Here is a 23,756-nt window from a genome sequence, read left to right as displayed (position 1 = left end):
TTCAACAGACTATTTTTCCGCACGGCAGGCAAGGGCCGCCGTGCGTCAGCAAAGGATCATTGTCATGACAGTTTCACGAGTTCACATCACGCCGCACATGCACTGGGATCGGGAGTGGTACTTCACCACCGAGGAGTCCCGCATCCTGCTGGTCAACAACATGGCGGAGATCCTGGCGCGGCTTGAATCCGACCCCGACTACAAGTTCTATGTGCTGGACGGCCAGACCGCGGTGCTGGAGGATTACTTCGCCATCCAGCCCGAGAACAAGGCCCGGGTGAAGGCGCTGGTGCAAGCGGGCAAGCTCATCATCGGCCCCTGGTACACCCAGACCGACACCATGCAGGTGAGCGGCGAGTCCATCCTGCGCAACCTGCTCTACGGGATGCGCGATTGCCTGAGCCTTGGCGAGCCGATGAAGATCGGTTACCTGCCCGACTCGTTCGGCATGTCCTCCCAACTGCCCCACATCTTCAACGGCTTCGGGATCGATCGGGCCATGTTCTGGCGCGGCTGCTCCGAGCGCCACGGCACTGACAAGACCGAGTTCCTCTGGCAGAGCAACGATGGCAGCGAGGTGACCGCCCAGGTCCTGCCGCTCGGCTACGCCATCGGCAAGTACCTGCCGGAAGATGAAGCGGGGCTGCGCAAGCGGCTCGAATCCTATTTCGAGGTGCTGGAGAAGGCCTCGGTGACCAAGGATATCCTGCTGCCCAACGGCCACGATCAGATGCCGCTGCAACAGAACATCTTCGCCATCATCGACAAGCTGCGCGAGATCTACCCCCAGCGTGAATTCCACATGAGCCGCTTCGAGCAGGTCTTCGAGCGCATCGAGGCGTGCCGCGACCAGCTGGCCACCCTCAAGGGGGAGTTCAACGACGGCAAATACATGCGGGTACACCGCACCATCTCCTCCACCCGGATGGACATCAAGCTGGCCCACGCCGCCATCGAGAACAAGATCGTCAACATCCTCGAACCGCTGGCAAGCATCGCCTGGGCACTCGGCTTCGAGTACCACCACGGGCTGCTTGAGAAGATGTGGAAGGAGATCATGAAGAACCACGCCCATGACAGCATCGGCTGCTGCTGCAGCGACAAGGTGCATCAGGAGGTGATGACCCGCTTCATTCTGGCCGATGACATGGCCGAGAACCTGATCCGCTTCTACATGCGCAAGATTGTCGACAACATGCCGGTGGCGCTCTGCGAAGACGGCGTGCAGGTGGCCGACAAACTCTGCCTCTTCAACCTGATGCCCTTCCCCCGTCAGGAGGTGATCAACACCAGCATCCGCATTCGTGCCCAATCCTTTGCCCTGCGCGATGAAGCAGGCCAGCCGGTCCCCTACTTCATCCGCGCCAGACGCGAGATTGATCCGGGTCTGGTAGACCGACAGATCGTTCACTACGGCAACTACGACCCCTTTATGGAGTACGACATCCAGCTCTGCCATCCGCTGCCGGCCATGGGCTACTGCACCCTCCATATCGAGGGCAACCAGCCGGGACTGGAGCAGCCGGTGACGGCCAGCGGCGAGCTGCTGGAGAACGATTTTTACCGCATCGCCCTCAATGACAACGGCACCCTGCAGATCCTGGATAAACTGCGCGGCACCACCTTTGATCAGGTGCTTACTCTCGAAGAGGGCTCCGATGATGGCGACGAATATGACTACTCGCCATCGCGGGACGAGTGGCTGCGTTACTCCACCGAGTTTGCGGTGACCCGTGAGGTCACCCATGAAGCGTGGCAGAGCACCGCCACCCTCAAGCTTCGCATGGCCTTGCCTGCCAACCTCGCCGAGCGGGCCAGCCGCCAGTGCAGTGGTCACCTCGATGTCACCTGCCGCATCACGCTGGCGCATCAGAGTCCGCGCATCGACATCGAGCTGGAACTCGACAATCAGGCCGATGATCACAGGGTGCGAGTGCTGATCCCCACCCCCTTCCCGAGCGACACCGTGGTTTCCGACAACCAGTTTGGCTGCATCACCCGCCCCACCCGCGACAGCGCCATGGCGAACTGGGAGGCAGAAGGGTGGAAAGAGGCCCCCATTCCGGTCTGGCAGCTGATGAACTTCGTCGCCCTGCAAGATGGCAAGCAGGGGCTGGCGGTGCTGAGCGATGGTCTGCGCGAGTTTGAAGTGATTGGCGAGCAGTGTGACACCCTGGCGCTCACCCTGCTGCGCGGGGTCGGCGTACTCGGTAAAGAGGAGCTGCTGCTGCGCCCGGGTCGCCCCTCCGGCATCAAGCTGCCCACCCCGGACTCCCAGGTGCGCGGCAAGCTCAGCTGCCGTTTCAGCCTGCTGGCGTTTGCCGGTGATCACATCAGCGCCAACGTGATGCAGGCGGCGCGCAGCTACCTCACCCCGGTGCGCTGCTACAACAAGATCCCGTTCGATGCCATGAAGCTCAACAAGGCGAGCTTCACCACCCCGCTCCACTTCAGTCTGCTCACCATGGATCCCTCCGGTCCGGTGCTGAGCACCCTGAAAAAGGCAGAGGATGAAGAGGCGCTGGTGATCCGGGTCTACAACCCGAGCGAGCAGGCTGTGCTGAAGGGTGGCAAAGTGAGCTGCGAACACGCCCTGAGCGACTGGCAAGCGGTGCGGATGGACGAACAGCCCCTGCCCCTTGAACTGGCTGATGGCGAATTTGGCGAGCTGGCGCCGTGCCACTCCCGCAGCGTGCGCTTTCGGGTGGCTCGCGGCTAACCGCCGGTAACACCCACAGCTAGCAACAGGCGGGGAAGAGTCATCCCCTCCCCGCCTGTTTATCCCTTCAAGCTTGCCTGCCCCGCTTGATAAAGGCATAAAAAAATCCCCGCCGATTGGCGGGGATTTTTATTGGGTTCTGCTTCATCCCGCGAGCGGGAGAGCCCGCTTAGCTGGCCTTGCGCAGGATCTGCTCAAGGTAGTCGGCGAAGCGGTGACCGTGATGCTCCAGCAGTTTCGGGAACATGGAGATGGAGGTCATGCCCGGGAAGGTGTTGATTTCATTCAGCAGGATCTCCCCCTCCTCGGTCAGGAAGAAGTCGATGCGCGAGAGATGGGTCAGTTTCAGCTGACGGAACGCCTTGAGGGCATACTCGTGAATAGCGTCAGCCTGCGCCTCGGTCAGCCCCTCGGCGCGCAGTGCGGTCTCGGTATGGCTGGCACTGCTGTACTTCTCTTCATAGGTGTAGAACTTGTCCTGCGGCACGCAGATCTCGCCCGGATAAGTCGCCACCAGCTCGTCACCATACTGGTAAACCGCCACTTCCAGCTCACGCGGCTTGACCGCCTTCTCAATCAGAACCTGTTCGGAGTAACCAAAGGCATCGGCAATACCTTTCACCAGATCCGCTTCGTTGCTGGCGGAGTAGCAGCCAACGGAAGAGCCCTGGGAGGCCGCCTTGATAAAGACCTTGCCCCACTTGGCCAGCGCGGCTTTGGCCTCGGCCAGCGCCGCTTCATTTTGCTCGGTCAGGAACAGATATGGGGTGTTGGGAATGCCGATGGCGGAGAGCCACAGCTTGGTGCTGATCTTGTTGAAGCAGATCTTGCTCGCCTCGGCATCGCAACCGAGATAAGGCAATCCGGCCAGTTCGAGGAAGGATTGCAGATCGCCGGTCTCACCCGGGTAGCCGTGGATGCAGGGCACCACGTAATCCACCGGACGGGCCACGCTGTCAAACGAAAGCAGCTTGTCGAGCCCCAGCTTGCACTCGCGGCCATCGGCACTGAGCCAGCGATCGGCGAACATCTCGACGCGGGTCACTTCGACACCGGGCAGAAGGCCCAGTTGTTGCTCGAGGAAATTGGCGCTGCGCAGAGAAACCTCGTGCTCGGAGCCACCGCCGCCGCACAGCAGCAAGACATGCATGTTCTTCATTAGATGTGATCCCTTGGGAAAAGCGGCCTCGTCATGACCATTTGATAAGCCAACCACCATAAAAACCGGACGAAGCCAGATACGAACATAAGTGCGCGCCAGTGTAGCAAGGGAGATCAACCCTTGTCAGCTGATGGGAGACCCATGACCCCACTTCTTGCAGTGAAAAGTCTCCCCTGTGTCAAAATCGGGACACATTGCCCCTCAGCGCGGGGGATCGACCCTTCCCATGCCGTTGCCATTGACCCGAAACCAGCCGGCAATGCTGTAGCGCTCGCGATTGGCAGGCAGTACCTCGTGGGGAAACTCCTCGGAGAGAAACATGACCAGCCGGCCCCCCTTGGGGCTCACATCCATCAGAAACTGCTCCTTGTCATCATACATGCGCAGCACTCCACCCGCTTCGGGCAGCCAGTCGTTGTTGAGGTAAAACACGGTGGTAAGACGGCGGTTGGAGCGACCGGCAAAGGCATCCCGATGGGTGGCGTAAAAATCCCCGCTGCGATAGCGCGCGAAGTGGGCCTCGTAGTCGAACAATCCCAGCATCAGCATCCGGTTGGCGGCAAGACGCAGGGACTCCATCCGGGCGAGGTAGTCAGCCACCGGCGCACCGAGGGAGGGCTCCAGCCAGTGGATCTGGTCACGGCGAATATCGGGATTGCCCTGATGCAGGGCGTCACGGCCGATCCCGGCCGGTTGCCATTCGCCTGGCAAACAGGCTTTGAGGGCATCCACCTCGGCGGCGGTCAAAAAATCATCCACTATCACCCATCCCCGGGTGTAAATGGCATCCATGGCAGCTTGATAGTCCAAGATTGGCTCACAATGAGTGGAGAGAGGGCGCTTTGTAGCGACTTACCGGCAAAGTCACAAACCGGTTTGCTTCTCTTGAGAAGTCCCAACATCAATACGCGAGTTGCTGCCCGCCTCCCCGCTTTTTATCGCCAGTTGTGATCCCGCTCTGCCAAAGAGCGTATTGGCTGTCGAAACTGTGATGGCCCTTGCAATCGGGACGAGGAGGCGCCGCGGCCTCCTTGCGGTACCAAGAGCCAACCGATACCGTAGCCGCATCGCCATGTTGCTGTTCATCCGGCGCTTGTCTCTGTCACCGACCGAACTACTCACGGCACAACCCGCGCATCACCCACGAAAGGATCTTCTCATGCCTCTGCCCGATCTCACTTTGCAACGACTGGATGGTACCCCCTACCCGCTGACTCAACTGGCGGGCAAGGTAGTGCTGGTGGTCAATGTGGCCAGTCGCTGCGGCTTTACTCCCCAATATGAAGGGCTGGAAACGCTCTATCGGGAGCTCGGCCCCAAGGGGCTGGTGATTTTGGGCTTCCCCTGCAACCAGTTTGGCAATCAGGAGCCGGGGGATGCGGACGAGATCGCCCGCTTCTGCTCCCTCGACTATCCGGTCAGCTTCCCCATCATGGCCAAGTGCGATGTCAACGGTGAGCATGCCCACCCCTTCTACCAGTGGCTCAAGCAACAGAAACCGGGCTTTCTTGGGCTGGAAAACGTCAAATGGAACTTCACCAAGTTCCTGATCGACCGCGATGGCAACGTGGTGGAGCGCTTTGCCCCCCAGGCCAAACCGGAGAGTCTGGCCGAGCAGATCAGCGAGATGCTCTGACCCTCCCGAGCCGTTTTGTGCCACTGCATTGAGCGATTGTATGGCGACCGGTGCGACAGCTACTGCGCAGCGGCCGCTCTTTTGCTATATTACGGCCCCACTATCTTTTCCATATCGTGGCTGGCCCCAACACGCTGGCTGCCCGTTGAGCCAAAGGCTCATCTCAGGAGTTTCTCTCGAACATGTCATTCAACGAACTGGGTCTGTCTCCGCATATTCTGCGGGCCGTCAAGGAGCTGGGTTACGAACAGCCAACCCCCATCCAGCAGCAAGCGATTCCGGCCATTCTGGCCGGTCAGGATGTGCTCGGCGGCGCTCAGACAGGCACAGGCAAAACGGCCGGTTTCACCCTGCCGATGTTGCAGCGTCTGCTGGCCAACCACGGTCGTGGCCGTCGTCAGGTGCGCGCACTGGTACTGACCCCGACCCGCGAACTGGCGGCCCAGGTGGGCGAAAGCATCATCAAGTATGCCCACCACCTGCCGTTCAAGACTCTGATCGCCTATGGCGGTGTCAGCATCAAGCCCAATCTGGACGCCATCAAGCTGGGTGTGGACATTCTGGTCGCCACCCCGGGCCGTCTGCTGGATCTGCTGACCCAGGGCGCTCTAACCCTGAGCCAGCTCGAAGTGCTGGTGCTGGATGAAGCGGACCGCATGCTCGACATGGGCTTTATCGTCGACATCCGCCGCATCATGAAGGCGCTGCCTGCAGAGCGGCAAACCCTGCTCTTCTCTGCCACCTTCTCAAACGACATCAAGGCGCTGGCGGATGATCTGCTGAACGACCCCACCCTGATCGAGGTGGACCCCAGCAATACTGCCGCCGAACAGGTGACCCAGCGCATCATTCAGGTGGATCGGGAACGCCGCCGCGAGCTGCTCTCCCACATGATTGGCCGTGGCAACTGGCAGCGGGTGCTGGTGTTTGTTCGCACCAAGCAGATCGCCGACCGCCTCGCCCAGCAGATGCAAAAAGATGGTCTCAATACCGTGGCGATCCACGGTGACAAGAGCCAGGGTGCCCGCAACCGGGCGCTGGCCGATTTTCGCAGTGGCGAGGTGCGGGTGCTGGTAGCGACCGATATCGCCGCCCGCGGTCTGGACATCGATCAACTGCCCTACGTGATCAACTTTGAACTGCCCCAGATGGCGGAGGATTACATCCACCGTATCGGCCGTACCGGCCGCGCCGGTCGTGGCGGCGAGGCCATCTCGCTGGTCAGTCAGGACGAGCTGGGTCAGCTCAAGGCGATCGAAGCCCTGATCGGCCAATCCCTGTCCGTTGAGATCCTGGAAGGGTATGAGCCAAGCGGCAAGCCGAGTCGACAGACTCTGCCGGGCAGCAAGCCGGTGCAGAACCCGCCTCGGTCTCGCGGTCATGCCAACGCCAAGAGCAGCAATGCCAAGGGCAAGCCGGCCGCGGGCAAGGGCAAAGCCAAGGGTGATGCAGCCAAGAAACCCGCCCCGGCCCGCAAGCGGGAAGTGGTGGGCGAGGATATCGGCTTTACTCCGATGCGCCGCCTGCCCAAGGCGATGCGCGACAGCTATCAGGAGAGCAGCGACGAGTAAGCTCGCGCGACGCTAACTGCCAAGCCAAAAGAGGGAGCCTGCAAGGCTCCCTCTTTCGTTATGGATCGCACGGAGTCGTGCAAATGCTCCGCTCGGTCTCAAACCAGCGAATGGCGCACCGCGGCGGTACCATGGCTGGGCGGCGCAGAACCATCGAGCGGATTGAGCTGCAAGAACTCGAACAAGCCAGCCTGCATATTGACATTCCAGAAGCGTCCGGCGAGGGAGAGTTGCAACCGTGCATTCTCGATCTCGGCCAGCCCGTGCTGCTGCCAGGCGGCAAAAAGCGGCATCAGATGGGTCAGCAAAGGCGCTGGCAGACGATCCAGCGCCAGCACGCCACTGTCGAGGGCGCCACGCAGCAGACCGTCCATCCTTGCATTGGGATTGCGTCCCATCACCATCCCGGGCGCCCGCTTGCCACTGGCCAGCGCGTCATGCCAGGGGGCCAGATCCCGTCCATACATCAAGCCGTGGCCAAGAATGCTGCCCCCAGCACCGGCGCCAAAGGGGAGGATCTCCGCACCGCGCTTGGCCATCTGGTTATAACGACTCTGCTCGGCCGGGCTGCGCCGCCAGTGACTGCAAGAGAGACGCTCCCAGCCGTGAGCTTCCAGTTGCGCCCCGCCATAGGCATACATGGCCGCCCGCTGCTGGCCATCGGCGAGCCAATCCAGAGTGCCCTTCTCCTGCGCCCGCTCCAGATTGGTGCCCTGCATGGCGATGAGCTGGTAGAGATCGACCCCGTGTACACCACTCGCTATCACATCGCGGATATCCTGCTGCCACACGGCATCATCCTGACCGGGCAGACCAAAGATGAGATCCGCCACGATCACAGCCGCATCATCCCGGGTCAGATCACCCAGACGGGTCAGCAGCGTCTCCCTGTCATCGAAACGGGCCGCCTGCTGACGCACCCGGGTATCAAAGCTCTGCACCCCGAAGGAGAAGCGGTTAAAGCCCCCCGCCAGCGCCACCTGCCATTTCTCATCATCAAAGCCGTTGAGCCGCCCCTCCAGCGTCACCTCGGCATCGGCCGCCAACGGAAAACGGCGGATCACGGCGGCCAGCATGGCCAGCTCGTCGGCGCTCATGTCGGTCGGCGTACCACCCCCTACATAGACGGCTGAAAACGGCATGCTCTGCGCCAGCGGGGTGTCAGCCGCCTGCGCAAGAGAGGTACAGAGGGCGTTGACATAGCGGTTGATCCGCGCCGGATTGGCGCCATTTTCAAAGAAATTGCAGAAGCTGCAGCGCTTTCGGCAAAACGGAATATGGATGTAGAGGGCGCGCTCCTCAGCTTCACTCTCTCGCTGCCACCAGCTCTGCCAGCCAGCCTCATCCAGCGGGAAGGGGCGCATCCCTCCCCGACTGGCGTGAGCCGAGGTCTTGGCGCTAAAAGCAAACTTGAGGGGATCCGGCGTGGCAATACCGGTCATGGAAGGGGTCAGATTCATGATGGTCACTATTATCAGCAAATAATGACAATGATAACGATTATCGTTACTGGCAATTTGTTCTGGATCAACCCGAGGAGCAGCCCCCCTCCCGAAAGGCATTTTGGCAACCTGCATTACCGATCTGCTTAACAGATTATTTACTCAAGAGTGGTTATCGTGTGCCGATAGAGAACCATCTCCCGCCGTTTCTTCGTCTACGATCAAGATGATACGGGATCACATAACAACACCAAGCGCATGGAACTTGCCCAAAATGCATAACCTCTCCTTGAACTGGAAAATATTCCTCCCTCTTGCGCTGGTCATCAGCACCACCTTTGGCCTCTGCTTCGAACTCTCCGCCTGGCTGCAACGGGATCTCGCCATCCGTCTGGCAGAGGAGAAAGTTGAGAGCATGGCCAACACCTATATGGATCAGGTGAACGTGCTGATGATGACAGGTGGCATGGCCAACCGGCAGATAGTGCAGACCAAACTCAAGAGTGAAGCGGGCATCGTTGAGGCCCGTCTGGTGCGCGCACCAGCAGTAAGCAACCTGTTTGGCCCGGGTCATCCGGATCAGAAAGCGCAGGATCCCCTCGATGAGCGAGCCATCAATCAGGGCGAAGCCATTCTGGAGCAGCAGGGCAACCGGCTCATCCTGATCAAACCGTTCAAAGCCTACAAGGAGTATCGCGGCACCCAGTGCCTCACCTGTCACCAGGTCAATGAAGGAACCGTGATGGGGGCAGTGCGGATCAGTTATGACCTCAGCCACACCTTCGGCGAGATCCGCCACAACAACCTGATCCTGAGCGGCAGCCTGGCCGCCGTCTTCAGCATCGGCTTCGGCTTGCTCTGGTGGGTATTGCAACGCTACGTGAAACACCCCCTGCGCCAGCTGCAGCTCACCATGATCCGGATGGCCAAAGAGCGCGACCTCGCCCTCCCCCTGGTCAATCACAGCCGGGATGAACTGGGCCAGATGACCCGCGCCGTCAATGATATGGTGCAGGGATTCCGCCACAGCCTGCAGGAGGTGGAAGGGGCGACCCACCAGCTCTATCAGGAGTCGAACCAGATCCGTCAAGTCGCCACCCAGACCGAAAACTCGGCCCGCCAGCAAGAGGGGATGACCACCCAGGTCGCCGCCGCCGTGAGCGAACTGGCCGCCAGCTCTCATGAAGTGCGCGAACATGCCCGCCACAGCGCCGAGCTCTCCGCCCTCACCAATCAGGATGCCGCTGACACCAGTCGCCTCGCCCAACACTCCATAACCGATATGGGCGAGATGTCGGCAGAGATCGATCGGGTGGATCAGGTGATCCAGCAACTCGACAGCCGCTGCTTGGCGGTTGACGGCGTACTCGAGGTGATCAAGGGAATTGCCGATCAGACCAACCTGCTGGCCCTCAACGCTGCGATTGAAGCGGCCCGGGCAGGCGAACAAGGCCGTGGCTTTGCGGTGGTGGCCGATGAAGTGCGGGCCCTCTCCAACCGCAGCCGCGCCGCCAGCGAAGAGATCTCCCAGATGATCGCCGCCCTGCAAAATGAAGCCCAGAGCGCAGTTACGGTGATCGGGGATGCAAAAAGCAAAGCCGATGAGAGCATCAGCAAGACCGAAGCGACCCTGGCAGCCATGCAGAACATCATCGAGCGCATCGCCCGCATCAATGACCTCAACGCCCAGATGGCTCAGTCGGCCGAAGAGCAGGACAGGGTCTGCCATGAGGTAGACAGCTCGGTGAGCGATATTCGCAACACCTCCAACGATACCCTGGGTCAGGCGCACGCCGCCAACCTCGCCAGCATTCAGCTGGTGGAGCAGTGCCAGAAACTGGAGGCTCTGCTGAAAACCTACCGTTGGTAATCCACTTCACCAACGAAAAAGCGCGACCCGAGGGTCGCGCTTTTGTTTTGATTCGATTTGGCCAAACGGTCGCTTGCTGCTCCAGCGGCGCGTTGACGATTAACAGCGCCGCCGGGATGACTTTAGCGGGCGTTACGGGTTGCGACGGCATCAGCCAGGTTGCGCAGCAACACTTCGGTATCAGCCCAACCGATGCAGGCATCTGTGATGCTCTGGCCGACTGTGAGTTCACACCCTTCCACCAGATCCTGACGGCCTTCCACCAGATGGCTCTCCACCATCACACCAAACACCGCCTTGCTGCCGGCACGCAGTTGGCCGGCTACATCTTCAGCCACCACCATCTGGTTCTTGAACTGTTTGCTGCTGTTGGCGTGACTAAAGTCGATCATCACCTTCTGTGGCAGACCGGCCTTCTCCAGCCCCTTCACAACTTCGCTGACATGGGCGGCGCTGTAGTTCGGCTCACGACCACCACGCAGAATGATGTGACAATCCGGGTTGCCGCGGGTCGCCACGATGGCGGAGTGACCGTATTTGGTGACCGACAGGAAGTGGTGCGGCGCACTGGCAGCACCAATGGCATCGATGGCAACCTTGATGGTGCCGTCAGTGCCGTTCTTGAAGCCCACCGGACAGGAGAGACCGGAGGCCAGCTCGCGGTGTACCTGGGATTCGGTGGTACGGGCACCGATCGCGCCCCAGCTCATCAGATCCGCCACGTATTGCGGGGTGATCATGTCGAGGAACTCGGAGGCAGTCGGCAGCCCCATGTCGTTGAGATCCAGCAACAGCTTGCGACCAATGCGCAGACCGTCGTTGATCTTGCAGCTGTTGTCGAGGTACGGATCGTTGATCAGCCCCTTCCAGCCCACTGTGGTGCGCGGTTTTTCGAAATAGACCCGCATCACGATCTCCAGCTGACCTTTCAGCTCGTCGCGCAACGCCTTGAGGCGCTTGCCGTACTCCAGCGCGGCAACCGGATCATGGATGGAGCAAGGACCAATCACCACCAGCAGACGATCATCTTCGCCGGCCAGAATATTGTGAATGGCCTGACGGGATTCAAAAACGGTGGACGAGGCAACCTCGGTAGCCGGAAACTTCTCAAGCACCGCAACCGGGGGTAATAACTCTTTGATTTCACTGATACGAACGTCGTCGGTTTGATGCTGCATGACAAGGCTTCCTGCTAGATGACTGCGATTAGGAAATCTCAACATAGCCCGCGACAGCGCATGTGTAAATAGGAAATTACAGCAATCACAAAACTATTTTATATGGCAATCTTGCAAGTTATTGAAATGATGCTAAGCGAAATGACGATGCTGGTGAGGAAGGCAAAAAGGCCCGCTCAGCGCGGGCCCGAAGCGTCGGTGATGACGGGTTTGTCAGTGATCAGCCACGCTGGCTGATACTGGCCAGCTTGTCGAAGTAATCCGGGAAGGTCTTCGAGGTGCACTTGGGATCATTGATGGTGACCGGGGTATCCGACAGCGCCACCAGCGAGAAGCACATGGCGATACGGTGATCGTTGTAGGTATCGATCTCGGCATGCTTGAGCTGGGTCGGCGGGGTCACGGTGATAAAGTCATGCCCCTCCTCCACTTCAACGCCCAGCTTGCGCAGCTCGGTCGCCATGGCGTGCAGACGATCGGTCTCTTTCACCCGCCAGTTGTAGATATTGCGAATGGAGGTCGGCCCCTCGGCAAACAGCGCGGCAACGGCGATGGTCATGGCCGCATCGGGAATATGGTTCATGTCCATATCCACTCCGTGCAGCGGCGCCTGCTCCGCCTCGATGAAGCCATCGCCCCAGGTGATGCGCGCGCCCATCTTCTCCAGCACATCAGCGAAGTGGATATCACCCTGAATGCTGTGCTTGCCGATACCGGTGACCCGCACCTTGCCCTTGATGGCGCCCGCCGCGAGGAAGTAAGAGGCGCTGGAGGCATCTCCTTCCACCAGAAAATCACCCGGGCTGATGTAGGTCTGGTTGCCCTTGATGTAGAACAGCTTGTAGTTGTCGTGCTCGATGACCACCCCGAACTGCTTCATGATGTGCAGAGTGATGTCGATGTAGGGCTTGGAGACCAGCTCTCCCTTGATGTGGATCCGGGTATCACCGGCCGCCATTGGCGCCGCCATCAAAAATGCGGTCAGGAACTGGCTGGAAACGGAGCCATCGACGTGCACATCGCCGCCCCACAGCCCCTTGGCATCCACCACCAGCGGCGGATAACCATCGTGTTTCAGGTACTGGATATGGGCACCCGCTTCACGCAGGGCATCCACCAGATGGCCGATGGGACGCTCTTCCATGCGCGGCTCGCCACCCAGGGTATATTCACCGGAGCCGAGGCATAGCGCGGCGCAGAGCGGTCGCATCGCAGTACCGGCGTTGCCGAGGAACAGATTGACCGGCTCTTTTACCGCAAAGCTGCGGCCCAGGCCCTGCACCGTACACTCGGTCTTGTCGGCGGAGAGCTTGTACTTGACCCCGAGCTGGGTCAGCGCAGCCAGCATATGACGAATGTCATCGCTGTCGAGCAGGTTGGTCAGACGGGTGGTGCCACGAGCCAGCGCCGCCAGCAGCAGCGCACGGTTAGAGACACTCTTGGAGCCGGGCAGATTGACCTCACCGGCCACACGAGAAATGGGTTCCAAACGCAACGAATTCATAGACTTCCTGTGCTATCTCAAAAATAAACGCCTGTCCGGACGTTAACAGCCTGCGTCCCGCTCGGCAAGGGCACTTTCAGGGGAAATCGCACGGCAAACGCCAGCGCGCTGGTTCTGTTGAAAAAAAGACGCCGGGGTATCCCCGGCGTCTTGAATCACTGCAATAGCTGGAAGCGGCTCACGGGTTGTCACGAGAGGCCACCAGCAAACACATAGGGGCTCTGTTCTCAGCCGTTGCGCTTGGCAAAGCCATCCATAAAGCTGACCAGGGCCTTCACTCCCTCCAGCGGCATGGCGTTGTAGATGCTGGCGCGCATGCCACCGACGATGCGGTGTCCTTTGAGGGCCAGCAGACCAGCCGCTTCCGATTCGGCCAGGAACTGCTTGTCCAGCTCGGCATTTTTCAGCTGGAACGGGATGTTCATCCGCGAACGGCAGCTGACATCCACCTGATTGCCATAGAAGCTCGACTGATCGAGATAGTCATACAGGAAGTCGGCCTTCTCCTTGTTGCGCGCTTCCATCGCCTCGAGGCCACCCTGTTCTTTCAGCCACTCGAACACCAGACCGGCCAGATACCAGGCGTAGGTGGGCGGGGTGTTGAACATGGAGTCGTTCTTGGCAGTGAGCTGGTAGTCGAAAATCGACGGTACATCAGCGCGGGCCAGATCCAGCAGATCATCGCGCACGATGGCGATGGCAAGCCCGGACGGCCCGATATTCTTCTGGGCACCGGCATAGATGATGCCAAAGCGGCTCACGTCGAGAGGACGGGAGAGAATGGTGGAGGAGAGATCCGCCACCAGCGGCACCTCGCCAGTGGCCGGGATGTCGAACATCTCGATGCCGTCAATGGTTTCGTTCGGGCAGTAGTGAACATAGGCCGCATCGGCGCGAAACGCCGGGGTCGGCAGCAGGTGGGAGATCCCCTGCTCGTTCTTGGCAACCCCCTGGAAGGTCTGGATATCGCCATACTTTTTGGCTTCATCCACAGCGCTCTGGGACCAGACGCCAGTCAGCAGGAAGTCCGCTTTCTTGTTGGCCCCGCCCAGCAGGTTCATGGGCACGGCGGAGAACTGACCGCGACCGCCACCGTGCATGAAGAGCACCTTGTAGTTGTCCGGCACCGCCAGCAGTTCGCGCAGATCCGCTTCGGCCTTCTCGGCAACCGCCATGTAGGGCTTGCCGCGATGGGAAAGCTCCATGACCGAGGCTCCCAGCCCCTGAAAATTACAAAATTCGCGCTGGGCGCGCTCCATGACTTCAACCGGCAGCATGGCGGGGCCGGCGCAGAAGTTGTAAATCTGTTTGCTCATGACGCTTTCCGTGAGTGGATGAGAGTAATCGATGACTTGTCAGGTTTTACACAAGAGCAGCCAGCGGATCAAAGGCTTTTTGGGAGCTGGCTCAACCTTTTACCGTCACTCTGCGTCCCCCTTGCAGGAGAAAAAGCCCTGAACGGGTCAGGGCTTGCAGGGAACATGCACAGAAATGGCGGGCAGAGCGCATAAACGACCACAGCTCAGCCATTTCTGACAAATTTACAGTTTGGCGGTGAGCTCCGGCAGCAGGGTGAAGAGATCCCCCACCAGCCCGTAGTCCGCTACCTGAAAGATGGGGGCATCGCTGTCCTTGTTGATGGCCACGATCACCTTCGACTCCTTCATCCCCGCCAGATGCTGGATGGCGCCCGAAATACCGACCGCGATATAGAGCTCGGGCGCCACCACCTTGCCGGTCTGCCCCACTTGCAGATCGTTGGCGACATATCCCGCATCAACGGCGGCTCGCGATGCCCCCACGGCACCGCCCAGCTTGTCGGCCAGCGCTTCTATCAAAGCAAACTGCGCCTTGGAGCCCAGTGCCCGGCCACCGGAGACCACCACCCGGGCGGCGGTCAGTTCGGGCCTGCTGGAGCGCACCGCGCGGCGCTCGACCAGCCGGGTACGGCCAGAGAATTCGGGCACAGCCAAGCGTTCGATGAGGGCCTGCCCGCCCGTCGCCGCCTTGGCAAACGCGGTAGCCCGCACCGTCATCACTTTGACGGGCGCCGAGCTCACCACTCTGGCAATGGCATTGCCCGCATAGATGGGGCGCAGGAAGGTGTCGCTGCTCTCGATAGCCGTCACCTCGGAGAGCATCTCCACCCCGAGCCGGGCCGCCACCTGTGGCAGCAGCGCCTTGCCCATGGCACTCGCCGCCATCAGGCAGTGGCTGTAACCTTCGCACCAGCTGGCCAGCAGCTTGTCGACCCCATCCAGCAGCCCGTCGGCCAGCAGGGGATGTTCGGCAAGCAGAACCTTGTCGACACCGCCGAGAGCTGCCGCCTGTTCACCCGCCTCGGTCAGCCCCTGACCCAGCAACAGCAGATCGACCTGACCGCCGATGGAGCCGGCTGCGGTCACCAGTTGTGCCACGTTGTCGGCCAGATGGCCCTGATGATGTTCGGCAATGATCAGCACGCTCATGGCAGCACCTTCGCTTCGTGTTTGAGTTTGTCCACCAGCTCGTCCACCGAGCCCACCTTGATCCCGGCGCTGCGGGCTGGCGGCGCCATCACCCCGAGCAAGCGGGTCTGATTGGCCACCTCAACGGCAAGTGTCGAGAAGGGGGCGCTATCAAGCGGCTTGCGCTTGGCCTTCATGATGTTGGGCAGCGAAGCAAAGCGCGGTTCATTCAAACGCAGATCGGCGCTTACCACCGCAGGCAACGGCATGCCCAGGGTCTCGAGGCCACCGTCGATTTCGCGAGTCACCAGCAGCTCTCCCGCTTCCACCTTGAGGGCGGACGCGCAGGTCGCCAGCGGCCAATCATTGAGGGCAGCCAGCATCTGGGCCACCTGATTGTTGTCTGAATCGATGGACTGCTTGCCGAGCAGCACCAGATCCGGCTGCTCCTGCTCACACACCTTGTGCAAGGCGCGGGCGACAGTCAGCGGGGCGAGCGTCTCATCGGTGACATAATGCAGCGCCCGATCCGCCCCCAGCGCCAGCCCATGGCGCAGTTGCTCGGCGGCAGCGTCAGGGCCGAAGGTCACCACCACCAGCTCGCTGGCAACCCCGGTTTCCCGCAGCCTGACCCCCTCCTCCACCGCAATTTCACAGAAGGGGTTGATCCCCATCTTCACATTGGCGAGCTCCACGTCGGAGCCGTCTCCCTTCACCCGGATCTTGACGTTGTAGTCGACTACCCGTTTGATCGCGACCAGCAGCTTCATGGGGTCATGCCTCGTCTATTTGGATTGAATTCATTAGTGTGCCTCTGCGTTTGTTGCAGTACGCTCTTCCCTGATTTTTTGCTTTTTCTTGCTCAGTTTTACTTACAACTGCTTTACGTTTACGTAAACTACCAGCATTACCCTAGGCCAACCAGAGCGCAGAGGCAAGATGGAACGGGAAGCAATGGAATTTGATGTCGTCATCGTCGGCGGCGGTCCGGCGGGGCTCAGTGCAGCCATCGCCCTGAAACAGCAGGATGCCACTCTCTCTGTCTGTCTGCTGGAGAAGGGAGCGGAAATTGGCGCCCATCTGCTCTCCGGCGCCCTGTTTGATCCCGTCGCCTTGCAAGAGCTGCTGCCGGATTGCTGGCAGCAAGCGCCGCTCGGCGTGCCGGTCAGCGACGATCAGGTTCATCTGCTGCAAAGCGAGCAACGCTCCCTGCAACTCCCCGCTTGGGCGGTGCCGCCCCGGATGCACAATGAGGGTTGCCACATCATCAGCCTCGGCAATCTCTGCCGCTGGCTTGGCCAACAGGCGGAAAAACTGGGAGTCGAAATTTACCCAGGGTTTACCGCCAGCGAACTTATCATGGACGCGGGCCGGGTCAAGGGGGTCATCACCGGCGATCTGGGGCTGGATCGGGCGGGCAATCCGAAAGCAGATCATGTGCCCGGCATGGCACTGCTCGGTCGCTACACCCTCTTTGCCGAAGGGGCCCGCGGCCATCTCGGCAAGCAGCTGATCGCCGCATTCAATCTTGCAAGCCCTGCCCAGCCTCAGCACTATGCCATCGGCTTCAAGGAGCTGTGGCAACTGCCAGCAGGTCGGGGCAACCCGGGACAGGTGCTGCACGGTAGTGGCTGGCCCCTTGGCAAGCAGGGGGGCGGCAATAGCCACGGTGGCTTCTATCTCTATCACATGGAGGGGGATCAGGTGGCAGTAGGGCTGATTGTCGATCTCAACTACCAGAATCCCTGGCTCAGCCCGTTCGACGAATTCCAGCGCCTCAAGCATCACCCGCTTATCGCCGGCGTGTTGCAAGGGGGTGAACGCATCAGCTATGGCGCCCGCGCCATCACCAAGGGGGGCTGGCACGCCCTGCCCCGCATGCACTTCCCGGGCGGCCTGCTGATCGGTTGTGATGCGGGCACTCTCGACTTTTCCCGCATCAAGGGGATCCACACCGCCATGAAGTCCGGCATGCTGGCGGCAAAAACCGTCGCGATGGCGCTGCGAGGTGGCGATGAAGGGGGCCGGGATCTGGCCCAGTATGGCGACGAGCTGCAACAGAGCTGGCTGGCCCGCGAACTCAAGGCGGCGCGCAACTTCGGCGCGGCGCTTCACCGTTATGGTCTCTGGTTGGGCGGTGCCTTCAACTGGCTGGAGCAACAGCTGTTTGGCGCAAACTCGCCCTTCAAGCTGCTCGATAAGGCTCACGACTACCGTCAGCTGCGCGTGGCCAGCCGCTGCGAGCCCATCCATTATCCCAAACCCGATGGCAAGCTGAGCTTTGACAAACTCTCGTCTGTGTATCTGGCCAACACCAGTCACGACGAGGATCAGCCTTGCCACCTCAAGCTGCAGGACGAGCGCATTCCGGTCGAGGTCAATCTGCCCACCTGGGCTGAACCCGCCCAACGCTACTGCCCGGCCGGGGTATTTGAAGTGCTGGAAATGGAAGGCGCGGCCAAACTGCAGATCAACGCCGCCAACTGCATCCACTGCAAAACCTGCGATATCAAGGACCCCAGTCAAAACATTATCTGGACGCCGCCACAGGGGGGCTCCGGGCCCAATTATCCGAATATGTGATGGAGCGGGGCAGCGGCAACAAGCAGCCCCAGCTAGCCCTCCTCCAGCCAAAGGCTGGGTTCTACCCCGCATAGCCGCTCAGGTGATCCGACCTTGCTGTTTTTTTGAACAAACAAGCTGAATCCCTGATGAATAGCCCCTGACAAGCGCGGCCCGCCCCTGTATAGTTCGCCGCATTCAGGTTTTCCATCGGCCCGATCTGCTTATCCACGGGATCGCCTTCTGCAGCGATCTAAGGCCGCATGACCTGTGCAACCATCCCTGATTACCCATGACTTTTTAAGGGGGGACAGATGATCACCGCCTACATTCTCAACAACAAGGTGCTGGACATAGTCACGCTCGGGCCTGACGACATAGTACCTGACAACACGGTCTGGCTGGATGCCTACAAGCCGGACACGGCAGAGCGAGAATGGTTGACGGGCCTGTTCCTGGAAGAGGTCCCCGACAAGGAAGAGCTCGACGACATCGAAGCATCCGCCCGTTTTTACTGGGATACCGATGGTCTGCACATTCACTCCCTGTTTCCCCAGCGGATCGGTCGTGACACCAAGGGTGTCCACGTCTCCTTTACCCTGCGCAACAACCTGCTGATCAGCATTCGCGAAGATGACATCGGGCTGGTGCGCCTGCTGCGCCACTATATGCGCCAGGATCGGCTGGAAGTGGAGGATGCCCTCGACATCCTGCTGGAGGTGCAGAACCTCAAGGTGGAGTACCTCTCCGACCTTATCGAAGATGGTTACAAAACGTTGGAAAACACCGCCGATCAGATCTTCGAGCCGGATCAGATCAACCCCATGCTGAAAGAGTTGATGGCACAGGAAGAGGCCAACGGCCAGATCCGTCTCTCTCTGCACGATACCCGCCGCGCCCTGCGTTTCCTCAAACGCAGCCTGCGCCAGCGCATGAGCCTTGAGCAGAACAAGTGGATCGACGAGATGCTGCACGACGTGGAGTCCCTGTTGCCCCACACCCAGTTCCTGTTCGACAAGATCAACTTCCAGCTGGAGGCCTCCATGGGGGTGACCAATCTGGAGCAGAACAAGGTGATCAAGATCTTCTCGGTAGCCGCCGTAATCTTCCTGCCGCCGACCCTGATCGCCAGTATCTACGGCATGAACTTCGGCCGCATGCCGGAGCTCGCCTGGGAGTATGGTTATCCCATGTCACTGGTGCTGATGGTGATGTCATCGCTCGGCACCGGCCTCTTCTTCAAGCGCAAAGGCTGGCTGTAACGCCGCCGACGCGCGCTGCGATATCTGAAGAAACCGATTGGGGGGCATGGCCCCCCGATTAATTTGCGCCACGCCCAACGCCTTGCAAAGGACGCTTCGTCGCCCCATATCCCTTCCATCACTCAATTCAAGTGGATAACGGGCAACCATGACCCTCTACCCCGAACACCGATATGACGATCACGGCCAGTTGCGCCCGCCCCTCTGGTTCTGGCCTATCGCCCTGTTGCTGACCCGCTCGGTCTGGCTCTTTCTGATGGCAGGAGTGACCCGCGAGAGCGGCAGCGAGATCCTGACCCTCTTTTATCCGGACAAGATCACCCTCTACATCAGCCTGCTGACCGACGTACCCGCTATGCTGGCGTTGCTCGCCTGCGGGGGCACCTATCAGCAGACCCAAAGCATTCGCGCCAGACTCCGGCGCCACAGCCCGCTGCTGCTGCTCTGCTCTGCCGTCAGCGGCCTGCTGATGCAGTTGCACAGCCTCAATCTGCAGAAGTGGTCATTCAGCTGGCCCACCGCACTGGTGCTGGTCGCCAGCCTCTGGGCGCTCTGGTATCTGCTGCGCAGTCGCCAACTGCGGGAATATGCCGCAGATCAGCCCCACTGACGGGGCTGACACCTATTGACGAGTGACCCGGATCTGCAGGGTCTGGCGCTCGCTCTGGCTGCCTCGCCCGCCCTGTAGCTGGGTGCCGAGGCTACTCCCCTGATCCGCTGAGCTGGTCGAGAGCTCCCCCACCGTCAGCCACTGGCCCGGGGCCCCGCTCACCTCGGTGGCACTCTGGCCACGATTGATGGTGCCCTGATCCAGCCTCGCCTGTTCGCTGCTCAGCGCAATCTGCACCCGATCGCCAATCAAGGTAGCCGTGGCATAGAGGCCGTTCACCAGCGGCATCATCCCCACCACGGCCCCCCCGTTCCACTGATAGAAGGTGACCGGCTGATAGGAGCCCATCTGCAGCAGCACGGGACGGCCCGACAGCCCGCGCACCTGCCAGCTGTCGTTCTGGCTGCGCTGGTACTGCCGGGCGTTGCCATCGACCAGCCACTGCCGCTTGGCCTCGTCGCGACTGATTGAGCCCCCCAGTTGCTGACCGCTGGCGGCACCATCGACCCGCCACTCGATAAGCAGGCTTTGCGGTGGCTGGTTGATCTGCGCCAGCGTGGCTTCGGCCTCCTGCAGCTGGGCTGGCGTCCCGCTCAGCACCAGCTGATTACCCATGGCACTCACCCCAAGCTGGGGATAGATCTCCTTGAGGGTCTGCACCGCCGCCTGCGCCTCGAAGACCTGGATCACCTTCACCTCGGCCCACAGCGATGGGCTCCAGAGTCCCATCATGCAGCCAAGCCACAGCAGCGCCCTGCGGCCAGCCTTGCCCATCCGAACCATTACGCTCTCCTCGTTCTCTGTGCTCTTCTCGCTCTGTAGACCTGCGCCCGCAGCCAACAGCTCAGCCCTATTCCGCTCACTCGTCGATGATGAACCCGACGGTTGCCAAAAAACAATCGGGAATGCAGCAACTCCGTGATTTCCCACGGTATGAGGCTCTCATTCCACGCCCGTTATCGCGTAAGATAGCGCCATCATATTTGCCCAAGCGGAATCCATCATGTTGAAACAGCTGTTGTTACTCCCCCTCGCCCTGCTGCTGGGGGCCTGCTCCCTGACCCAGTACAACGTCAGCGAGACCGAAATCAACCAGTACCTCAAAGATCAGGTCTCTTTTGAAAAACAGCTGGGGATCCCCGGCATCATGTCGAGCAAGATCCGCCTGGATGAGATGCAGAGCCGTATCGGCCGCAAACAAGCAGATCGCATCGAGCTGGACGCCGCTGGCGACCTGCAGGTGAGCAGCCCCCTTGGCAGCCAGCAGATGAAGATCCGCTTTGCCCTGAGCGCACGCCCGGACTATGTGGCCGATCAGGGCGCCATCTATCTGCGCGACCTTGAACTGGTCTCGGTCAAGACCGAGCCGGCCGATATTGGGGCTGCCCTCACCCCGCTGCTGCCCACCTTCAATCAGTCGCTCTCCCTCTTCCTGTCGCAGACCCCGGTCTATCGCCTCGACAGCAGCCGCAAGAACGAAGCGAGGATCAAGGAGAAGGTCGAAGCCCTCAAGGTGGAGCCTGGCCGTCTGGTCATCCCGTTCAAGCTGCTCTGATCGCCGCCGCACTGGCACTTTCATCGCAATAAACAGATAACCGTCCTCTTCGACAGCGCACATCCGGTTTAACGTGCAGCCGAATGGGGCGGTTTTTTACTTCTCAAGTTCCCCTCAACACAGCATAATGCAGACCATTCTCATTTAGATTCGTCATGAGAAGCGTCAATAATAAAACCAATGGTGAGAAGGGACATGAGAAAAACCGTACTGGTTCAGGCAATCGCCTGCGCACTCCTCAGCAGCGCCGCACAGGCTGCCGTCAAAGTCGAAGACAAGACATTCAATACCGCCGCCAACATGCTGGCCTATACCGAATTCGAGCTCTCCGGTGAGCCGCTGGCCGAAGCGCTGGGGCTGGATCTGGACGTGCTGGATGCCAACCGTGCCGATGAGCCGACCCCGTTCGACTTCGCCGCCGGCATCGAATCCTACGAATACTCCGAAGAGGCCATGTACGCCCTCAACTACCAATCCGGCATGGGCCCGCATCTGGTGAACGGGCCGCAAAACCTGGCCCGAGGCGGCACAATGGCCTCTCTGGGGCAACGGGTGTTGGCCATGGCCGATGCCGTTGGCTTCCCGGCTGATGAAGTGCCGCAGGGCATGTATCCCCTCTCCCTGCCCTACGCCTCCGCCAATCCGGAGTTTGCCCAGGCCGTCAACGCCACCCCGGTCAATGGCGACCAGATCACCATCAAGACCGCCAAAGGGACCGAGAAAACCGTCAAGACCCAGGTACCCGCCTACTTCCGCGACTACAGCACCCTGCGCTGGAGCGGCAGCGACAACCTGCTGGTGCCCGCAGCGGTGGGCGGCATCCTGCTCAAAGAGGTGATGTGGTCGCAAGACTTCCTCGGCGGTATGCACGTAGCCGAAACCGATGAAGAGGTAGAAGCCGCCTCCGCCATCATGGATCAGGATGGCAAGCACAAGCTGGGCGTCTCTGCCGCCGATGGCTTCAACGGCATGATGCTGACCGAGCAATCCATCGACAAGCTGGCCATCATGCAGAACCAGCTCGGCTTCGATGGCAAGCAACTGGGCGCCAAGATCACCCCGCAGTACGATCCGGCCAAGGGCGTGATTTACTTCCCCCATCAGGTGAAAGTGACCGAAACCAGCAACAATGATGCCGGTGCCATCGGCAAGCTGGAGGTGGTGGATGGCTCCGCCCAGCTGCGCGATGCCTGGATGATGCTGTGGCCGCTCTCCGAGTTCTATGCCTTCAGCGATCAGCGCAGCGCCAACACCAACCAGAACCCGGCCTTCCACGCCGTGTTTGACGGCGCGCCGTTTGCCGCCGCACCGGCTGCCAACAAGGCCAATGACCTGGGCAAAGCGGTCGCAGGCAGCGATGCCTTCTCGCTGGCGATCAATCTCTCCAACCTCACCTTCAAGAACCTGGCTGCCCTGCACTTTGATACCAAGGCTGGCACCCTGGTCGACAGCTGGCAGGCAGGCAAACAGGGCAAGCACGTCACCACCTTTGACGCCGCTTACGCACTGGTCGCCCTGCAGATCTTCCAGCGCGCTCAGGATGCGCTGCCGGTAGGCTACGCCGCCGGTGACAATGGCGAGCTGAACCTCAAAACCAAGCAGGGTCAAGAGGCGCTCGACTTGATCCGCAAACAGGCCGATTTCATCCTTGCCAACCTCAAGGGTAAAAATGGTCTGGTGCATGACGGCATCACCCTGGGTGGCAAGCTCGATGCCGGCCACTCCATCGATGCACAGTTCGCAGCCATCCGTGGTCTGACCGCGGCGTTCCTCGCCACCTCCGATGCCAAGTACCGCACTGCCGCCCGCGAGCTGTTTATCGCTGCCGACAAGGCCTACTTCAATGCCAAAGCGGGCACTTGGCTGGCGGGTAAACAGGGTGAATACACCCCCTGGACCCAGGCCGCCATCTCCGGCGCCCTGCGCTCTGCCATGCTGAACCTGCGCAACGAAGGGGCCGAGAAGGCGCCCGAGCTGGAGCTAGCCAAGCTGACCGGTCAGTACGTCAGCTGGTTCCGTGGCACCGTCAACGGTGGCATGCAGATGGCCGAGTGGATTGGTGACTCCGGCGAGAACATCATCGAAGGTGCCGGCAGCGATACCGACGAAGATGGCGTACCGCAAGTGACCGCCGCCGGTGGCAAGCACGGCACCGCCATGGTGATGGCCGCTAAAGCAGTGGTTAGCGAATAATCCTCGCCATTCACCAGCATGAAAAAGGGAGCCAACTTGGCTCCC

Annotated in this window: 18 protein-coding genes; 9 read left to right on the top strand and 9 right to left on the bottom strand. The window is 60.5% G+C overall.

From position 1 onward, the window contains the following. The first annotated feature begins 64 nt into the window (after nucleotides 1-64). Nucleotides 65-2,719, top strand: a complete 2,655-nt coding sequence (gene mngB, locus AB5Y97_RS14550) for a mannosylglycerate hydrolase (RefSeq protein ID WP_201946907.1) — start codon at nucleotides 65-67, stop codon at nucleotides 2,717-2,719. Between the two features lie 169 nt (nucleotides 2,720-2,888). On the opposite strand, the gene AB5Y97_RS14545 is transcribed toward mngB, so the two are convergent. Then, nucleotides 2,889-3,878: a D-alanine--D-alanine ligase gene (locus AB5Y97_RS14545; protein WP_040066371.1), complete on the bottom strand. Its 990-nt coding sequence runs from the start codon at nucleotides 3,876-3,878 to the stop codon at nucleotides 2,889-2,891. 204 nt (nucleotides 3,879-4,082) lie between these two features. Beyond that, a complete protein-coding gene (locus tag AB5Y97_RS14540; protein WP_058057456.1) occupies nucleotides 4,083-4,691 on the bottom strand; it encodes a 2OG-Fe(II) oxygenase in 609 nt (202 codons plus the stop codon). Nucleotides 4,692-5,040: 349 nt separating this feature from the next. Here AB5Y97_RS14540 and AB5Y97_RS14535 point away from each other — a divergent pair, with 349 nt between their 5' ends. Next, nucleotides 5,041-5,517 carry a glutathione peroxidase gene (locus AB5Y97_RS14535; protein ID WP_368158262.1) on the top strand — a complete coding sequence of 159 codons (477 nt, stop codon included), beginning with the start codon at nucleotides 5,041-5,043 and terminating at the stop codon, nucleotides 5,515-5,517. A gap of 182 nt (nucleotides 5,518-5,699) precedes the next feature. Beyond that, a complete protein-coding gene (locus AB5Y97_RS14530; RefSeq protein WP_368158260.1) occupies nucleotides 5,700-7,088 on the top strand; it encodes a DEAD/DEAH box helicase in 1,389 nt (462 codons plus the stop codon). Nucleotides 7,089-7,186: 98 nt separating this feature from the next. Here the strand turns inward: AB5Y97_RS14530 and hutW are convergent, their stop codons facing one another. Then, a complete protein-coding gene (hutW, locus tag AB5Y97_RS14525; RefSeq protein WP_368158258.1) occupies nucleotides 7,187-8,548 on the bottom strand; it encodes a heme anaerobic degradation radical SAM methyltransferase ChuW/HutW in 1,362 nt (453 codons plus the stop codon). A 256-nt stretch (nucleotides 8,549-8,804) separates the two neighbouring features. Between hutW and AB5Y97_RS14520 the strand changes: the two genes are divergently transcribed. Beyond that, the gene (locus AB5Y97_RS14520) at nucleotides 8,805-10,400 is read left to right on the top strand and encodes a methyl-accepting chemotaxis protein (protein ID WP_164536955.1); all 1,596 of its coding nucleotides are present in this window, start codon (nucleotides 8,805-8,807) and stop codon (nucleotides 10,398-10,400) included. A gap of 122 nt (nucleotides 10,401-10,522) precedes the next feature. On the opposite strand, the gene aroG is transcribed toward AB5Y97_RS14520, so the two are convergent. From aroG to AB5Y97_RS14495, 5 genes are all read right to left on the bottom strand, one after another. Then, on the bottom strand, nucleotides 10,523-11,578 hold the full coding sequence (aroG, locus tag AB5Y97_RS14515) for a 3-deoxy-7-phosphoheptulonate synthase AroG (RefSeq protein WP_005351268.1): 1,056 nt from the start codon (nucleotides 11,576-11,578) through the stop codon (nucleotides 10,523-10,525). Between the two features lie 220 nt (nucleotides 11,579-11,798). After that, nucleotides 11,799-13,082 (bottom strand): 3-phosphoshikimate 1-carboxyvinyltransferase, encoded by a 1,284-nt coding sequence (aroA, locus tag AB5Y97_RS14510; protein ID WP_118853929.1) that lies wholly within the window; start codon nucleotides 13,080-13,082, stop codon nucleotides 11,799-11,801. Nucleotides 13,083-13,309: 227 nt separating this feature from the next. Beyond that, nucleotides 13,310-14,398, bottom strand: coding sequence for a 3-phosphoserine/phosphohydroxythreonine transaminase (gene serC / locus AB5Y97_RS14505; RefSeq protein ID WP_368158256.1), 1,089 nt, complete (start codon nucleotides 14,396-14,398; stop codon nucleotides 13,310-13,312). A gap of 225 nt (nucleotides 14,399-14,623) precedes the next feature. Continuing rightward, a complete protein-coding gene (locus AB5Y97_RS14500) occupies nucleotides 14,624-15,550 on the bottom strand; it encodes an electron transfer flavoprotein subunit alpha/FixB family protein (protein WP_274160505.1) in 927 nt (308 codons plus the stop codon). Further along, the gene (locus AB5Y97_RS14495; RefSeq protein ID WP_274160506.1) at nucleotides 15,547-16,299 is read right to left on the bottom strand and encodes an electron transfer flavoprotein subunit beta/FixA family protein; all 753 of its coding nucleotides are present in this window, start codon (nucleotides 16,297-16,299) and stop codon (nucleotides 15,547-15,549) included. The genes AB5Y97_RS14500 and AB5Y97_RS14495 overlap by 4 nt, the downstream gene beginning before the upstream one ends. Before the next feature lie 169 nt (nucleotides 16,300-16,468). Between AB5Y97_RS14495 and AB5Y97_RS14490 the strand changes: the two genes are divergently transcribed. The 3 genes from AB5Y97_RS14490 (at nucleotide 16,469) to AB5Y97_RS14480 (ending at nucleotide 19,963) form a co-directional block, all read left to right on the top strand. Next, nucleotides 16,469-18,112, top strand: a complete 1,644-nt coding sequence (locus AB5Y97_RS14490) for an electron transfer flavoprotein-ubiquinone oxidoreductase (RefSeq protein WP_368158253.1) — start codon at nucleotides 16,469-16,471, stop codon at nucleotides 18,110-18,112. Nucleotides 18,113-18,405: 293 nt separating this feature from the next. Beyond that, nucleotides 18,406-19,353, top strand: coding sequence for a magnesium/cobalt transporter CorA (corA, locus tag AB5Y97_RS14485; protein WP_005337059.1), 948 nt, complete (start codon nucleotides 18,406-18,408; stop codon nucleotides 19,351-19,353). A 148-nt stretch (nucleotides 19,354-19,501) separates the two neighbouring features. Further along, entirely contained in the window at nucleotides 19,502-19,963 is a 462-nt protein-coding gene (locus tag AB5Y97_RS14480) for a DUF2919 domain-containing protein (RefSeq protein WP_042023947.1), read from the top strand. Nucleotides 19,964-19,975: 12 nt separating this feature from the next. Here AB5Y97_RS14480 and AB5Y97_RS14475 read toward each other — a convergent pair whose 3' ends face one another. Further along, nucleotides 19,976-20,746 carry a hypothetical protein gene (locus AB5Y97_RS14475; RefSeq protein ID WP_201946919.1) on the bottom strand — a complete coding sequence of 257 codons (771 nt, stop codon included), beginning with the start codon at nucleotides 20,744-20,746 and terminating at the stop codon, nucleotides 19,976-19,978. Between the two features lie 220 nt (nucleotides 20,747-20,966). On the opposite strand from AB5Y97_RS14475, the gene AB5Y97_RS14470 reads away from it, so the two are divergent. Both AB5Y97_RS14470 and AB5Y97_RS14465 read left to right on the top strand, forming a co-directional pair. Continuing rightward, complete coding sequence (locus tag AB5Y97_RS14470) at nucleotides 20,967-21,518, top strand: lipoprotein (RefSeq protein WP_368158250.1); 552 nt, start codon at nucleotides 20,967-20,969, stop codon at nucleotides 21,516-21,518. Nucleotides 21,519-21,713: 195 nt separating this feature from the next. Beyond that, on the top strand, nucleotides 21,714-23,711 hold the full coding sequence (locus tag AB5Y97_RS14465) for a hypothetical protein (RefSeq protein WP_368158248.1): 1,998 nt from the start codon (nucleotides 21,714-21,716) through the stop codon (nucleotides 23,709-23,711). Nucleotides 23,712-23,756: the final 45 nt, after the last annotated feature.

Source organism: Aeromonas sp. R10-2 (assembly GCF_040908445.1).
Taxonomy (GTDB): Bacteria; Pseudomonadota; Gammaproteobacteria; order Enterobacterales; family Aeromonadaceae; genus Aeromonas; species Aeromonas veronii.
This window is presented reverse-complemented; position numbering and strand designations above follow the sequence as displayed.

Excerpts from the sequence above, each read along its gene's own strand:
- AB5Y97_RS14470 (WP_368158250.1), top strand. The coding sequence starts at position 20,967 with ATGTTGAAACAGCTGTTGTTACTCCCCCTCGCCCTGCTGCTGGGGGCC.
- AB5Y97_RS14500 (WP_274160505.1), bottom strand. The coding sequence starts at position 15,550 with ATGAGCGTGCTGATCATTGCCGAACATCATCAGGGCCATCTGGCCGAC.
- AB5Y97_RS14490 (WP_368158253.1), top strand. The coding sequence starts at position 16,469 with ATGGAACGGGAAGCAATGGAATTTGATGTCGTCATCGTCGGCGGCGGT.
- corA (WP_005337059.1), top strand. The coding sequence starts at position 18,406 with ATGATCACCGCCTACATTCTCAACAACAAGGTGCTGGACATAGTCACG.
- aroG (WP_005351268.1), bottom strand. The coding sequence starts at position 11,578 with ATGCAGCATCAAACCGACGACGTTCGTATCAGTGAAATCAAAGAGTTA.
- serC (WP_368158256.1), bottom strand. The coding sequence starts at position 14,398 with ATGAGCAAACAGATTTACAACTTCTGCGCCGGCCCCGCCATGCTGCCG.
- AB5Y97_RS14495 (WP_274160506.1), bottom strand. The coding sequence starts at position 16,299 with ATGAAGCTGCTGGTCGCGATCAAACGGGTAGTCGACTACAACGTCAAG.
- AB5Y97_RS14530 (WP_368158260.1), top strand. The coding sequence starts at position 5,700 with ATGTCATTCAACGAACTGGGTCTGTCTCCGCATATTCTGCGGGCCGTC.
- AB5Y97_RS14475 (WP_201946919.1), bottom strand. The coding sequence starts at position 20,746 with ATGGTTCGGATGGGCAAGGCTGGCCGCAGGGCGCTGCTGTGGCTTGGC.
- AB5Y97_RS14535 (WP_368158262.1), top strand. The coding sequence starts at position 5,041 with ATGCCTCTGCCCGATCTCACTTTGCAACGACTGGATGGTACCCCCTAC.
- aroA (WP_118853929.1), bottom strand. The coding sequence starts at position 13,082 with ATGAATTCGTTGCGTTTGGAACCCATTTCTCGTGTGGCCGGTGAGGTC.
- mngB (WP_201946907.1), top strand. The coding sequence starts at position 65 with ATGACAGTTTCACGAGTTCACATCACGCCGCACATGCACTGGGATCGG.
- AB5Y97_RS14520 (WP_164536955.1), top strand. The coding sequence starts at position 8,805 with ATGCATAACCTCTCCTTGAACTGGAAAATATTCCTCCCTCTTGCGCTG.
- AB5Y97_RS14480 (WP_042023947.1), top strand. The coding sequence starts at position 19,502 with ATGACCCTCTACCCCGAACACCGATATGACGATCACGGCCAGTTGCGC.
- hutW (WP_368158258.1), bottom strand. The coding sequence starts at position 8,548 with ATGAATCTGACCCCTTCCATGACCGGTATTGCCACGCCGGATCCCCTC.
- AB5Y97_RS14545 (WP_040066371.1), bottom strand. The coding sequence starts at position 3,878 with ATGAAGAACATGCATGTCTTGCTGCTGTGCGGCGGCGGTGGCTCCGAG.
- AB5Y97_RS14465 (WP_368158248.1), top strand. The coding sequence starts at position 21,714 with ATGAGAAAAACCGTACTGGTTCAGGCAATCGCCTGCGCACTCCTCAGC.